Below are 13,136 nucleotides of genomic sequence, written 5' to 3' on the forward strand. Positions count from 1 at the left end.
GCCTCGGCGATGAGGTTGAGCAGCACGGCCTTGGGCTGCTCGTACGGCGCGTCGATGCCGACCCGGATGCCCGCCGGGGCCTCGCCTCCGCCTGGTCGCGCGTCCAGCATCGCCGCGTCGATGCTGTACTTCGCCATCAAGCTCTGCGCCGCCGACGTGAACGTCTCCGCCTCCGCCTCGTACGTCGTCGACTCCGCCTTGGCGAGCAGCGCCCGCACCCGCGCGAGCGTCTTCTCGCTGACCGCGTGCGAGCGTGCCTGGACCGTACGGCGAGCGGCCCCGGGCGGCGGGCTCAACGACTCCAGCCGGGGCAGCCCGGTCAGCAACCCCAGCAGTTCCAGCACGCCGGAGACGGTCATCAGACGGCCGGCCCCGCCGCGCGCCTGCCGCGCCGCCAGGTAGCCGCCCTTCCACCACACCGCGGCCTGCAGGCCGGCGAGTTGGTCGCGCCAGCGCTCATCCACCATGGCCGGCGCGTAGGCCCGCATCTCCCAGGCGATGAGGTCAGCCGCCGCCCGCCCGTGCCAGTCGGTCAGCCGCCTGGCCGCGATCCTGACCACGTCGGCGGGCTGCCAGCCGTTGCGCCACAACCCCGAGATCGCACAGGTCACAACCTCCACCAGCACGCGATCGGCGTCGTCCCGGTCGGCCAGGAAGGCGGCGGCGGAGTCGAAGGACGCCTGATCCTCGCGGGCAAGCGCCTCCATCGCCGCGCCGATCAGCTCATTGGCCTTACTCACACATGCCGTCCACCTTGATAAAAGTCCCCCAGGACTCTACCGTGACGGAGCCCCATCCCCTGCGTGGGTGAACCTCAAGGCGTCCCGCACCGGCCCGAGCGGGGCCGGATTCCGTGCCGGTCAACCTGATGGCGCGTCAGTACACGTCCGTCGCATAGCGTCCCGCCGCTCGCATCTCCCGCAGCCATCCGTCGCCGTCCTGGTCGTCCGAGATCGTGGCGCCGATGCGGCCGAGTGCCTCTTCGACGGCCGGGCCCATGCCGGTCGCGTCGCCGCAGACGTACACGTGCGCCCCGGCGTCGATCTGCGCGGCGGCGCCGGGCGCGAGCCTGTTCGCCGTGACTCCGGCTCCTGCTGCCGCAGCCCGGATGGGGAGGGCCCGTCCCAGAGCTGTGCCCGCGTTGGTCACGACGACGGCCTTGCCGTTCAGCGCATCCATCGGTTCTGACTTCCTGCCGGCAGCGGAAGGGCTGTCGGGTGTCACCAGGCGACCGGCAGTTCGTGGACGCCGTAGGCGGACATGTCGTGCCGGAACTTCACTTCCTCCAGCGGCACGGCCAGGCGCAGCCCCGGCAGCCTGCGTAGCAGTGCGGGTAGCGCGACCTGCAGTTCCACGCGCGCCAGGTTCTGCCCGAGGCACTGGTGGATGCCGTAGCCGAAGGCCAGATGGCCGCGGGTGTTGCGGCCGAGGTCCACGGTGTCGGGCTGGTCGAGGAACGCCGTGTCCCGGTTGGCGGCGGGCAGGTTGACGGTCACCGCTTCGCCGGCCCGGACGAGTTGCCCGCCGATGGTGAGGTCCTCGGTGGCCACCCGTACGATCATGTCCTGGGCGATGGACAGATAACGCAGCAGCTCCTCGACGGCGTTGGCCACCACGGCGGGGTCGTCGGTGTCGCGGATCCGAGCGGCCGGTCCGGGTTCTGCAGCAGCGCCAGCGTGCCCAGGCCGATCATGTTGGCCGTGGTCTCGTGTCCGGCGAACAGCAGGATCATGCCGTTCATGGCGGCTTCTTCGCGGCTGAGCTCGCCCGTGGCGACCCGCTCGGTGAGCAGGCGGCTGATGAGGTCGTCGCCCATCGCGGGCCGGATCCCGGCCCACGCCCTGGCCTCACCTCACCGCGCCGACTTCCACATCCTCATCCTGATCACCGCAGGCGAAGGCCGACATGAGATCGACTTCGCTTCCCACCCCTGCTCGCCTGGCACCCTGCTGTGGATACGGCCGGGACAGGCCCACCGCTTCCACCACCCCGGCAGCCTCGACGGCAAGGTGGTCCTGTTCACCGCCGACTTCCCACCCGATCTCGACAGCGCAGGGCCGCGGCTCACCGGCTGGCTCGCCGCTCCCCGCTGGACCCCGGCCGGACCCGACCTCACCGCTATCTCCACCGCGATCGACCAGATCGCCGCTGAACGCGCCGCGTCCGTCCACGCGATGCCCGTCGCCCTGCTCCGCCACCTGCTGGCCGTCCTGCTCCTGCGGATCGATCGGCTGCCGACCGAGGACGACCGCCGCGTCGACTCCGCCGCCGCCGAACTCTTCGGCCGATTCCACGCCGAGCTCGAACGCTCCTACGCCCTCACCCGCTCCGCCGAGCACTACGCCGCCCGCCTGGGCTACACCGTCAAACACCTCACGCGCGCGTGCGTCGCCGCCGCCGGCCACCCCGCCAAACACCTCATCGACGCCCGCGTCGTCCTTGAGGCCAAACGCCTGCTCGCCTACACCGAGGTCCCCGTCGCCGACATCGGCCGCCGCCTCGGCTTCACCGACCCCCCAACTTCGGCAAGTTTTTCGCCCGCCACACCCACACCACCCCCGGCGCCTTCCGCCGAATACAGAAGGCATCGGGCTGAAGCAGCCCCCTCGTCATCGAGGGCAGCGAGGAATTGACCGGCGCCCACCCGCTGCGCGGAGCCCGGCTCGGGGCCTCCTCACCGAGGTCGCGGTGGACCTCTATGCCGTCGAGCGACGCGTGCAGGTCGTGGATGTAGTCGCCGTAGCGGCGCACGTTATCTTCCTGGTGAGGGGACACGATGGCCACGTCGGCGCGATGCTCCTCCGGGTCGTTCTCGGCGTGACGAAAAGCACCTCGCCTCTCTCGGCCGGGTGACGTCCCCATCACAAGACCACGACCCACGGCTTATGAGGCCGTGGTTTTGCGTGGCACGCGGTGTCGGGATGTGTCGCGGGATCAAGGGTTCCGCTGGTCGGAGCGAGGCTTTCGCGGGCGGTCGTGTCGGGGTTTCCGCCCTGAATCGGGGTCGCGTGAGAGTGCAGGTCCCCCCACGGTCTCCCCTGGCGCCCCATCTCGGGGATCACGTGGAGGGGTAGAGCGGTTCTGAATTCCGCGCGGCGGCCCACCTTATCGATAGCGACGAGGCACATGATCGCGTCTACCACTTCTTCTAGGACGCCTCCACCTACGCGACTGGCTGTACAACGCCGACGACCCAGTGGTGGCAGCCAGGCAGCAGGCCTCAAGCACCAGCAGAAGACCTTCATCAAGAGAGCCCGGAACTCCTATGGCTCCGGCAAGCCGCCACTCAGTTGATCAATGGGAACGGCGACGGGCTGCCAAAACCACGGTGACCTTGGCGATGGCTTCGGCGCCACCAGCGAGGCTCGGAGACGACTAGATAACGATATGCAGTTGATCGACTACAAAGAGTGATAGTTCTGAGAAGTCACCACTTCCGAGACCCGAAAAGGGGCACCCTCGTGATCAAGCTTTCGCTGGCCGGTCTGACCCTGGCCGTCACCGCGGCGACGGTTGGGTTGGCTCTCGTCAACCCATCGCTTGCCGCGGCCCAAACGCCGGAGCAGCAGTGGTTCATGGAGTTCGACGGCGTGCCGCATGGAAAGATCTGGACGCGGAGCAGCGGGCACAGCCAGTGTCTGACCGCGAACACCTCCGTTACCGCCCCGTGCGGCAACAACACCCCGGGGCAGTACTGGTTCATGGAGTTCGACGGCGTGCCGCATGGAAAGATCTGGACGCGGAGCAGTGGGCTCAGCCAGTGTCTGACCGCGGTCCCGAACACCTCCGCCGTCACCACCGCCCCGTGTGGCAACAGCACCCCGGGGCAGTACTGGTTCATGGAGTTCGACGGCGTACCGCAAGGAAAGATCTGGACCCGGAGCAATGGGCTCAGCCAGTGTCTGACCGCGGACCCGAACACCTCCGCCGTCACCACCGCCCCCTGCGGATGACCTCTCGACTCTCCGTCGCCTAGGTGGTCAGTACGACCGTTGCATGACTTTGGGCTCACCTTTGGCTGGCCCCAACAAGGGCCCCGGCTGCGCCAGCAGGATCCCGAGCGAGATCATCGGCTTCAACTGCGCCTAGCCGCACCACCGCCCGCTCCGAGCCGGGAGCGGGCGGACCGCCGCGTGATCGCGGTTACACAGCGCTCCTTTTCCTCCCTTCTAGCGGTCGTCGCAACCCCCAGCTTGGGGAGTGCGATGGACTTCGAGATCAGGGCAAGCCGGGAGCGGCAAGGCCCGAAGAAGCTGACCTGTGAGCGGGAGGCATACTTCCGGCCTATGGATCAAGGATTCAGCAGCCGCGAAGCGTGCCGGATCGTGGGGATCAACATCAGGACCGGGAAGCGGTGGCGGAACGGCTCGGCACCGAACAAGGCAAAAGAGAAGGGGGCACCGCCGACCGGACGACCGACGGTGCCCCCTTCGGACGCGTCCCGATACCTGCGGGACGACGAGCGGATCTACATCGCCGACCGAGTGCGGGAGAAGGCGTCGATCCGGGAGATCGCGCGAGCTGGGTCGTGCACCCTCGACCATCAGCCGGGAGATCCGCCGCAACCGGCACCCCACAGGCGGCCAGTACTGGCCGCACGCTGCTGTACCGCTTCAAAAGTCATGGCAGGGCGCTTGACCGGCAAGTCGACCTGATGCGGCGGTACGGGCAAGATCGGTTCTTGTGTCGGTCCGTCTCCTGTATTTGATCATAATTCGGTTGTTCGGCTGGCTGGTGCTGCTGGGCCGAGACGAGGCGACGAAGGATGTCGAGATCATGGTGCTGCGTCATGAAGTGGCGTTACTGCGGAGGCAGTCACCCGGCCGAAGCCGGACGGGGCCGATCGAGCGATCTTGGCCGCGCTGTCCCGGCTCTTACCGCCCGGGTTTGAATCCTGCGGAGCCGGAGGGTTGGCCCGGCTCCACGAGATGCCGACACCTCATGGAGGACCTTCCTGCGCGCCCAAGCGCAAGGGCTGCTGGCCGTCGACTTCTTTCATGTCGACACGATCTTTTTGCCTTCCGTGCCGAAAATCGGAGCGATGGAGCGAGAATGGTTGCGACCTCTGGCACCTACGGGTGCAAGAAGGGCCGCCTCAGACCGTCTGATACTTCTCCTGCTCCGCGAGGCACTGCGCCGCCTTGAGGAAGACCTTGCCCCAGAACGTCCTGACGTCCAGCGCGCCGGTCTCCAGGTAGCGCTGCATGATGTTGTCCTCAAGAGTGGGCGCGAGTGACGCTCCAAGGACCTCTATGACAAGGTCTTCCGGTAGCAGCCCTCGCTCGGCCACGCCTTTCCACGTTCCGATGACTCGGACAGCCGCTTCTCGGGTGTCCTCACGATCCAGTGCCCGCCTGAAGGTGGCAATGAGCCCGAACCGGTCGCGTGGGTCGGAGATGTCGGCTCCGTCTGGGCCGCATAGGGCGATGATGCCCTCGTCGGTGGACGCGAGCCCCAAGACGGCCACGATGCCCGCACGCTCGGTCACCGGCTTGTCGAACCATCCACCGATCACCGTGTCGAAGACGATTTGACGGTGCTTTCCACCCAGTGAGGTGAACGCCTTTGCGAGGATCTCGCTGTCCACTTCCTTGGTCTTGAGAGCGGCCCGCTGGAGACGTACGAGAGCCATTGTGGGCTCCTTCTTGCCGAAGACGCCGCCGCACACTTCGGCGACCAGTTCGACCAGCTGTTGTGGCGGGTTGTAGGCCAGCCAGGTGTACAGGCGTGCGCGAATGTACGGTCCGAACCTCGGGTCGATGGCTGCGTTGGAGAGAGCCTGGGCCAGGAACGACCGATTGTTCGCGAGGAGCACGTGCCGCAGCCGCTTGATGATCTCGCCGTCCCGGAAGTGCAGCGCCAGATCCAGCAGCGCGTCGATGACTCTGGCAGCGTCGTCGGGCGGCAGCTCTGCCGCCTGCTGCACGGCCCACTCGGTCAGCAGTTCCCGGTACAGCTGGAACTCGTCCCACAGATGCCGGCGCGCGGCGGTGGCGAGGCCATGATGGTTGGGTGCCAGGTAGGCCCTGTCCCCGCGCCGGATGATGTGGGCCTCCTCCAGCCGCTTCGAAGCGATGGTGTCGGCCAGTACCGCCGCCGGCCCCCGATTGTCGCCCAGTTTTACGCGCAGGGCCTCGGACATCTGCAGGATCGACAGCGTGCGTCCGCCATCGCAGAGCGCCGCGGACCAGAGGAGGGTACGAGTTCCGAGCGGTCGGGGGAACTTCTTCTCCAGCCAGCTCTCCCAACCGCTGTACTCGTCGGCGATGTCCTCCGCCTTCAGGCTGGTGGACTTCCCGATGATCTCGGCGAGCCGGGCAGCGTCCTCGGCCCGGGGCGACGAGCCGAAGATCTTGGCCAGGGGCTCCTCGTCGAGCAGGTGAGCACGGTCCTTGAGGCCGAAGGCGACAAGCTGCTGTTCCACAAGGTCGTGGGCGTCCGGGGACGGTAGCGGCACGAGCAGGTGTTTGAGGTGCTGGGTCCACGGCCCGGCCCAGACACGGCCGGTCACCAGCACGACGATGAAGGCTGCGCTCTCCCGCGGCCAGGACAGCAACCCCTTGCCGAAGTCCTCTGCGGGCTCCTCCGTCGCGTTGGACAGATCGAGGACGTAGCCATGTCCAGCCTCTGCCGGAGGCAGGAGACGGCGTTGGGGCCGCGACCAGGTGGGTTCGAGCTCGTGGAGTTTCTCGCGCGGAGAACGGTCCAGCAATTGCCGCAAGGCGGCGGTGTGGCGTCCCGTACCGGCGTCGCCGAGCAGGACCACGACGTGGTGCTCACGCAGTAGAGGGCCGAAGCGGTCCCATTCCTCACTGTCGGGAGCGACGAAGCGATCGTCACCGCAGACCGCAAGCTCGCCGTCCGTAATCGCACGGACCTCGACCAGGTCCTCGCCGTAGTTGTTGAAGTGCTGGACCCCGGCCACGAATGCCGTGGCTGTGTCGCTGACAGATACTTCCAGCGTCGTCATCGGTTCTAACCTCGGCAATTCGAATGAACGGCGACGTCACCGACCGATGCGCAGGTCATTGAACACCTGATTTCCGGCGGTGGAGAAGACCGTTCCAGATCCGGAATTGGTGATGTTGATGGTCGTGGTTCTGGTCTCCGGGGAACTTCCGACCGCGTGTGTGAGATCGAGCCCGTACCTTCGCAGTAGTTCGGCGCAGATCATGTGCTGGTCAAGGTCGCCCGCTCGGGGTCCGGCCTCCTGGGCGAGATCGTAGAGGCGTCCGAGGACGGCGTCCGCCGGTAGACCCGCGGCAGAGGCAAGGTTGGGGATCAGGTCGAGTTCCGCGCGCCAGTCGCGGCCGTCGCGACCCACCTGCACGGGCCACACGTGCAGGGCGGAGAGGACCTGGTGGGTCAGGGCCTCGGCCTCAAAGCGGCTACCGGTCGCCGCTGCAGTGGTCACGGCCGTCACGACATGGTCGTGACGGCTTCGCAGGCTGGCGCGGGTGACCCCTTCGCTTAGCAGTCGGCCGAAGGAGACCGTGTCTGGATGGGCGCGGGCCATGGTGGTCAGCTCGGCGAGGGCTTCCAAGTCGCCAACAGGGTCACCGGCCGCCAGGCCCAGGAGCAGGCGGCCGTCCTTCAACTCCTCCGTATGGGAGCGGCACGCCTCGATCGCGGTCGACATGACCTTGACGAACTCCGGGTTGCCGCCGGTAACCGACAGGCGCTTCTTGACCTGTATCTCGATGGTGGGACCCTGGCCTGCCGTGTCCGTTCCCACCACTATGTCATCGAAGGCGTGACCGGCGACCCTCTGCTGCAGGGCGACGCGCTGGATGGGCAGTTGGATGCCGATCGGGACATGCGCCCCCCGCAACATTCGGCTCAGCAGCACGGCCGCGAGCCGGTACTCGAAGATCACACCAGCCCCGCCCGTCGCCTCCGGAGAGACCGCACCACCCGACACCCAGACCACCCGCCCGAACCGTTGGAAGTCACGCGACCATGAGAAGCGTAGACGGGACCACCGACAAAACGTTGGCAGGCGATGATCAATGAGGGAGCCGTTGAATGAGCTGGCCCGCGAGAAGACAGCTCCCATCAGGACAGCGCACCTCCGAAACCTCCGCATCGATCTCACAGCACTTGGCGGGAGAGTGTCACTCTAAGTGTGGAAATAATCACTATGGGTAAATGGGCGTAGGTAGATCATCTTAACGCTTCGGGGGAGCGTCCATCATGTCGAGCACACGGGAACATCGACTCTGACCACCAGTTTCGCCCACAACCACGAGCAGACGGGAAGCCTGGCACGGGCTGCTCATCATGGTGGGGAAAGATCCCCCCATCCCGATGGCGCGGCGCTGCTGCGCGAGCTGCTCGGCGACCAGGTGCTGGACCTGATACTGGAACGCTCGCGAGACGGGGCGGGCGGGCTGCGGCTGACCCCTGAGGGCTCCATGCTGGGCGAGCTGGTCAAGGCGGTGCTGGAGCGGGCCTTGGAGGTCGAGCTGTCAACGCATCTGGGCTATGGCAAGCACGATCCGGCCGGCAACGGGACGGGCAACTCTCGCAACGGCAAGATCGACAAGACCGTGCAGACCGGAGTGGGCCCGATGCGGCTGGCCGTGCCCCGGGACCGGGCCGGCACGTTCGAGCCAGTGCTGGTGCCCACACGGGCCGTCCGAATCTCCGGCGGCCTGGACGACATGATCATCAGCCTGTACGCGCACGGCATGAGCGTGCGCGACATCCGGCACCACCTGCGCCAGGTCTACGACACCGACCTGTCACACTCTGCATAGGTCGTGCCCGGGACGGCGCGAGTGACCAGCGAGACGATCTCGCCAGGAACGAGTGTGCACGGATGAGACTCCCGTTGTCAGCCGGACACGCGAAACCCCCGTCGCCGCGCGGAAGCGCAGGCCAAGCGGGGGGTTTCGACTGGCCATGAGTGGTAGGGCGGGTGGGACTTGAACCCACGACCCACGGATTATGAGTCCGATGCTCTGACCGGCTGAGCTACCGCCCCTTGCAAACATGCAGTCTTCCACACCTGAGCCCTCATGCCAGCATAGATCGTCCTCGTTCACTCAGCGCGTACGCCAGACACCGGGATCCATGGGTAGCGTCGGGCCATGGCGGTCAAGCTGATCTACGAGACGCATTCCCTCACGGTGGACAACGAGAAGGGGATCGCCACCGGCTGGTTGCCGGGGGAGTTGTCCCAGGCTGGGCGGGAGTTGGCCGTGGAGTTGGGGGTGCGGCGGCGGGACGTGGATGTGGTCTACGCCTCTGATCTGCGGCGGGCGGTGCAGACGGCGGAGGTCGCGTTCGGGGATGGGCGGGAGATTCGGCTCGACTCCCGGTTGCGGGAGTGCGACTACGGGATCTACAACGGGCGGCCCGTCAGTGAGGTGGCGAGGTTGCGGCGGCGGTTCATCGAGATGCCGTGGCCCGGGGGGCAGAGCTATCGGCAGGTGGTCGCGGAGACCGCGGCGTTTCTTGAAGAGGTGATGGACAAGTGGCAGAGGCGTACGGTGCTGGTCATCTCGCACTCGGCCAATCGGTGGGCGCTGCAGAATCTGCTTGAGGGCGTGGCGTTGGAGGAGCTCGTGGATGCTCCGTTCGATTGGAAGCCGGGGTGGGAGTACACCCTGGCCTAAGCGCCTAGAGACCCCGAGAGCTCCCTGGCGGGCTCGGGGAGGCGTGGCTCCCCGGCCCTCACTTACGAGATCGCGGCCCGAGTCACCGGCCCAGCGCGGAGGTCGGACATCAGGGCAGGTCAGGGAGCGGTGCCGAAGCCGGTGTTCCGTACCAGCCAGTCCTGGTAGACCGTGCTTCGCCGTACCACCTCCGCGTGGGTCTGTTTGGCCTGTTCCGCGACCCAGGCGGCGTCGGGGGCGGCGGGGTGGTGGCCGAGGAGTTGCCGCCAGCGCAATGGCGCGCCGGCGAGCGGGACCACGGCCAGGCCGGGGGCGGGCTGGTGGGTGGCCTGGCAGAGTGCCACGGCCCGGCCGACCCGGGCGAGGTGGGTGCAGGTGGCCACGTCGGTCTCATAGATCGTTCCCGGGGTGAAGCCGGCGCGGGCGCAGGCGGTGGCGAAGCAGTCGGCGAAGCAGCCGTCGCCGGGCGTGACGGCCCAGCTTTCGAGGGCGAGTTCGGACAGGTCCAGCTCCTTCTCGCCGGTCAGCGGGTGGGTCTCGGCGAGCAGTGTGAAGACCGGGTCATAGCTGATCGTCTCCCATCGCAGCGAGCCCGTGGGGGTGCCGCCGTCGCCGCAGGCGCCGGTCAGCGCGTAGTCGAGCCGGCCGAGCTCGGTCATGGCGGTGAGCTCGTCGGCCGACCATGAGGTGTACGTGCTCACCGTCCGTTCCGCGGCGAGCCGGTCGACGAGGCCGCCGAGTATCGGCCCGTTCGTGGCGCCGATGCGGAAGCCGGGGGAGGGGGCCTGGGCGAACCGTACGGCCTCGTCCTGCAGTTCCTTGGCCGCCGGGAGGAGCACGCGGGCGCGGGCGAGCACCAGCTCGCCCAGCCGGGTGGGCCGGGCGCCGTGCCTGTCGCGCTCGAACAGGGCGCCGCCGAGTACCCGCTCGATACGTTTGAGCTGTGCGGTGAGGGCCGGTTGCGCCAGCCCGAGCAGGGACGCGGCCTTGCTCACACTTCCCGCGTCCGCGACCGCGCGAACGATCCTGAGGTGCCTGAGCTCGAGGTCCATAACGGGAAGGTAAAGCGGTGATCTCCTCCCGACAATGCCCTTATGTCAGGAAATATGACACATATTGTCGGGCGCCTTCTGGGGTAGGGGCTACTTCATGACGATGATGGGAATCGATCCAGCGCAACTCCAGGACGACGACCTGCTGCGTGAGCTGCGGCAACTGCACACCACGCGGACCGACACCTTCCTGCACGGCTCGGACGACGCGCTCGCGCGCCACACCACGAGGACCAACCAACTGGAGAGCGAATACCTGCGCCGCTACCCGGAGCGCGACATCGACCCCGGGCGGCTCAGAGAGGGAGCGAGGCGACGCTGATGGCCCGAGATCACGATGTGCAGGCACTGTCCGACGTCGACATCCACGTGTACGAGGCGGTCGCCTCGCAGGCGGTCGAGTCCGGCGGCGCGGAGCTCGGCGCGCTGATCCGCGCGACCGGGCTGGAGGAGGAAGAGGTACGGCGGAGCGTGGCCACGCTGATCGAGCAGGGGTACGTGGTGCCGCGGGGGAACGGGTTCGGCCTGGGCGCTCACACGTTCGGGCTCGACTACTGACAACCTCGACAGGGGGCGGCGGGCCGATGGGCCGGCCGCCCCCCGGCGTTGGATGCGGGCCGGCCGCCCCCGGCGTCAGATGCGCTTGACGCGGGCCCACATCACGAAGGCGCCGCCGAAGACCGCCATGACCAGCCCGGTCCACAGGTTGACCGCCGCCCCCACCACCCCGGCGATGATCAGGATCACCCCGTAGATCAGGAACAGTCCGCCGATCACCATTCTGATGTCGCTCACAGGATCACCCCGTACATCGCGGCGGCCAGGACGATCGCGCCCGTCCCGAGGATCACGGGCGAGCGGTACCACTTCTTGTCACCGGCCAGCGCGTCGTCCGCCAGGTCGACGGCGCTGAGCCCGTACACCAGCCCGCGCAGCTCCTCCACGGGTTTGGGCGTGGTCACCAGCGTGACCACCACCGAGACGAGCAGGTCGACGACGAAGGCCACGCCCGCGCCCCAGAAGCTGGCGTTCAGCTCGGTGCCGAAGTCCAGCATTCCGGCCTTGTACGCGATGTACGAGGCGAACGCGGACGCGGTCCCGGCCAGCAGGCCCCAGAAGCCGGCCCACGGCGTCATCCGCTTCCAGAACAGCCCGAGGATGAAGGTCGCGAACAGCGGCGCGTTGAAGAACGAGAACAGCGCCTGCAGGTAGTTCATGATGTTGGAGTAGCCGGCCGCGATGAACGCCGTCCCGACACCCAGCGCGACGCCCGCGACGGTGGCGATCCTGCCGACCCGCAGGTAGTAGCCGTCGTCACGGTCCTTGGCCAGGTGCGCCTGCCAGATGTCGTTGGTGAACACGGTGTTGAACCCGCTGATGTTGGCCGCCATCCCGGCCATGAACGAGGCCAGCAGCCCGGTCACCGCCACGCCGAGCACGCCGTTGGGCAGCAGGTCCTGCATGAGCAGCGGGATCGCGTTGTTGTAGGCCTGGCCCTTGCCCAGGTCCTTGAACAGGACGAGGGCGATCAACCCCGGCAGTACGGTCACCAGCGGGATGAACAGCTTCGGGTAGGCCGCGATGATCGGAGTGAGCCGGGCGGCGTTGGTGTTGCGGGCGGATAATGCCCGCTGCACCTCGGCGAAGTTCGTGGTCCAGTAGCCGAAGGACAGCACGAAGCCCAGGCCGAACACGATGCCGAGCCAGTGGGCCTCCATCGGGTTCTTGCCCGCGCTGCCGGCCCACGTGTGCAGGCCGGCCTCGCCGAGCGCGCTCTGCCGTACCTTGTCGAACAGCCCGGAGACGCCGCCCACCTTGGCCAGCCCGAGGATGGTCAGCGGGATCAGCCCGGCCAGGATCACGAAGAACTGCAGGACCTCGTTGTAGATCGCCGACGACAGCCCGCCGAGCGTGATGTACGACAGCACGATCACCGCCGCCACCACCACCGACACCGGCAGGGGCCAGCCCAGCAGGGCCTCCATGACCAGCGCGAGCGCGTAGAGGTTGACCCCGGCGATGAGGATCTGGGCCACGGCGAAGGAGAGCGCGTTCAGCAGCTGGGTGGCGCCGTTGAAGCGGCGGCCCAGGAACTCCGGGACACTGCGTACCTTCGAGCGGTAGTAGAACGGCATCATCACGATGCCGAGGAACACCATCGCGGGCACCGCGCCGATCCAGTAATAGTGCACGGTCATGGCGCCGTACTGGGCGCCGTTGGCCGCCATCCCGAGGATCTCGATCGCGCCGAGGTTGGCCGAGACGAAGGCCAGTCCGGTGATCCACGGGGGTAATCCACGGCCGGCCAGGAAGAAGTCGAGGCTCGAGCTGATCCGCCGCTTGGCGGCGAAGCCGATGCCGAGCACGGTCGCGAAGTAGATCGCGATGAGCGCGTAGTCGAGGAGGTTCACATCAAGGCGCACGGCGTTCCCTACTACCCCGAAAAGTCAGAGTATGTCGGCGA

General features: G+C 67.4%; 15 protein-coding genes, 1 tRNA gene and 1 pseudogene. 7 read left to right on the top strand and 10 right to left on the bottom strand.

The window, feature by feature from the left end:
- The 4 genes from AB0J16_RS42985 to AB0J16_RS43000 form a co-directional block, all read right to left on the bottom strand.
- The coding region (locus AB0J16_RS42985; protein ID WP_358550953.1) for a DUF2786 domain-containing protein at positions 1-740 on the bottom strand (740 nt) is incomplete at its 3' end.
- Between the two features lie 136 nt (positions 741-876).
- Positions 877-1,179 carry a hypothetical protein gene (locus tag AB0J16_RS42990; protein ID WP_358550955.1) on the bottom strand — a complete coding sequence of 101 codons (303 nt, stop codon included), beginning with the start codon at positions 1,177-1,179 and terminating at the stop codon, positions 877-879.
- 41 nt (positions 1,180-1,220) lie between these two features.
- On the bottom strand, positions 1,221-1,616 hold the full coding sequence (locus tag AB0J16_RS42995) for a cytochrome P450 (protein WP_358550957.1): 396 nt from the start codon (positions 1,614-1,616) through the stop codon (positions 1,221-1,223).
- Positions 1,559-1,816: a cytochrome P450 gene (locus AB0J16_RS43000; RefSeq protein ID WP_358550959.1), complete on the bottom strand. Its 258-nt coding sequence runs from the start codon at positions 1,814-1,816 to the stop codon at positions 1,559-1,561. The genes AB0J16_RS42995 and AB0J16_RS43000 overlap by 58 nt, the downstream gene beginning before the upstream one ends.
- Between AB0J16_RS43000 and AB0J16_RS43005 the strand changes: the two genes are divergently transcribed.
- From AB0J16_RS43005 to AB0J16_RS43015, 3 genes are all read left to right on the top strand, one after another.
- Entirely contained in the window at positions 1,800-2,633 is an 834-nt protein-coding gene (locus tag AB0J16_RS43005) for a helix-turn-helix transcriptional regulator (RefSeq protein ID WP_358550961.1), read from the top strand. The two genes, AB0J16_RS43000 and AB0J16_RS43005, sit on opposite strands and share 17 nt — an antisense overlap.
- 828 nt (positions 2,634-3,461) lie before the next feature.
- On the top strand, positions 3,462-3,953 hold the full coding sequence (locus tag AB0J16_RS43010; protein WP_358550963.1) for a hypothetical protein: 492 nt from the start codon (positions 3,462-3,464) through the stop codon (positions 3,951-3,953).
- 252 nt (positions 3,954-4,205) lie between these two features.
- Complete coding sequence (locus AB0J16_RS43015; protein WP_358550965.1) at positions 4,206-4,655, top strand: hypothetical protein; 450 nt, start codon at positions 4,206-4,208, stop codon at positions 4,653-4,655.
- 440 nt (positions 4,656-5,095) lie between these two features.
- On the opposite strand, the gene AB0J16_RS43020 is transcribed toward AB0J16_RS43015, so the two are convergent.
- Positions 5,096-6,970: a hypothetical protein gene (locus AB0J16_RS43020; protein WP_358550967.1), complete on the bottom strand. Its 1,875-nt coding sequence runs from the start codon at positions 6,968-6,970 to the stop codon at positions 5,096-5,098.
- Positions 6,971-7,006: 36 nt separating this feature from the next.
- Positions 7,007-8,056: a hypothetical protein gene (locus AB0J16_RS43025; protein WP_358550969.1), complete on the bottom strand. Its 1,050-nt coding sequence runs from the start codon at positions 8,054-8,056 to the stop codon at positions 7,007-7,009.
- A gap of 289 nt (positions 8,057-8,345) precedes the next feature.
- On the opposite strand from AB0J16_RS43025, the pseudogene AB0J16_RS43030 reads away from it, so the two are divergent.
- Positions 8,346-8,750: pseudogene (locus AB0J16_RS43030) on the top strand (transposase); the annotation flags it as partial.
- A 159-nt stretch (positions 8,751-8,909) separates the two neighbouring features.
- Here the strand turns inward: AB0J16_RS43030 and AB0J16_RS43035 are convergent.
- Positions 8,910-8,986: transfer RNA gene (locus tag AB0J16_RS43035), tRNA-Ile, on the bottom strand.
- A 106-nt stretch (positions 8,987-9,092) separates the two neighbouring features.
- Here AB0J16_RS43035 and AB0J16_RS43040 point away from each other — a divergent pair.
- A complete protein-coding gene (locus AB0J16_RS43040; RefSeq protein WP_358550970.1) occupies positions 9,093-9,620 on the top strand; it encodes a histidine phosphatase family protein in 528 nt (175 codons plus the stop codon).
- 119 nt (positions 9,621-9,739) lie between these two features.
- On the opposite strand, the gene AB0J16_RS43045 is transcribed toward AB0J16_RS43040, so the two are convergent.
- Positions 9,740-10,672, bottom strand: a complete 933-nt coding sequence (locus tag AB0J16_RS43045) for a LysR family transcriptional regulator (protein WP_358550972.1) — start codon at positions 10,670-10,672, stop codon at positions 9,740-9,742.
- A 97-nt stretch (positions 10,673-10,769) separates the two neighbouring features.
- Here AB0J16_RS43045 and AB0J16_RS43050 point away from each other — a divergent pair, with 97 nt between their 5' ends.
- Positions 10,770-10,994 carry a DUF6158 family protein gene (locus tag AB0J16_RS43050; protein ID WP_357959988.1) on the top strand — a complete coding sequence of 75 codons (225 nt, stop codon included), beginning with the start codon at positions 10,770-10,772 and terminating at the stop codon, positions 10,992-10,994.
- Positions 10,994-11,230: a hypothetical protein gene (locus AB0J16_RS43055; RefSeq protein WP_358189549.1), complete on the top strand. Its 237-nt coding sequence runs from the start codon at positions 10,994-10,996 to the stop codon at positions 11,228-11,230. The genes AB0J16_RS43050 and AB0J16_RS43055 overlap by 1 nt, the downstream gene beginning before the upstream one ends.
- A gap of 75 nt (positions 11,231-11,305) precedes the next feature.
- On the opposite strand, the gene AB0J16_RS43060 is transcribed toward AB0J16_RS43055, so the two are convergent.
- Positions 11,306-11,467 (bottom strand): hypothetical protein, encoded by a 162-nt coding sequence (locus AB0J16_RS43060; RefSeq protein ID WP_358550974.1) that lies wholly within the window; start codon positions 11,465-11,467, stop codon positions 11,306-11,308.
- Positions 11,464-13,095 (bottom strand): sodium:solute symporter family protein, encoded by a 1,632-nt coding sequence (locus AB0J16_RS43065; protein WP_358550976.1) that lies wholly within the window; start codon positions 13,093-13,095, stop codon positions 11,464-11,466. Before AB0J16_RS43065 ends, AB0J16_RS43060 begins: the two co-directional genes overlap by 4 nt.
- Positions 13,096-13,136: the final 41 nt, after the last annotated feature.

It is taken from the genome of Nonomuraea sp. NPDC049750, from assembly GCF_040659625.1.
Taxonomy (GTDB): domain Bacteria; phylum Actinomycetota; class Actinomycetes; order Streptosporangiales; family Streptosporangiaceae; genus Nonomuraea.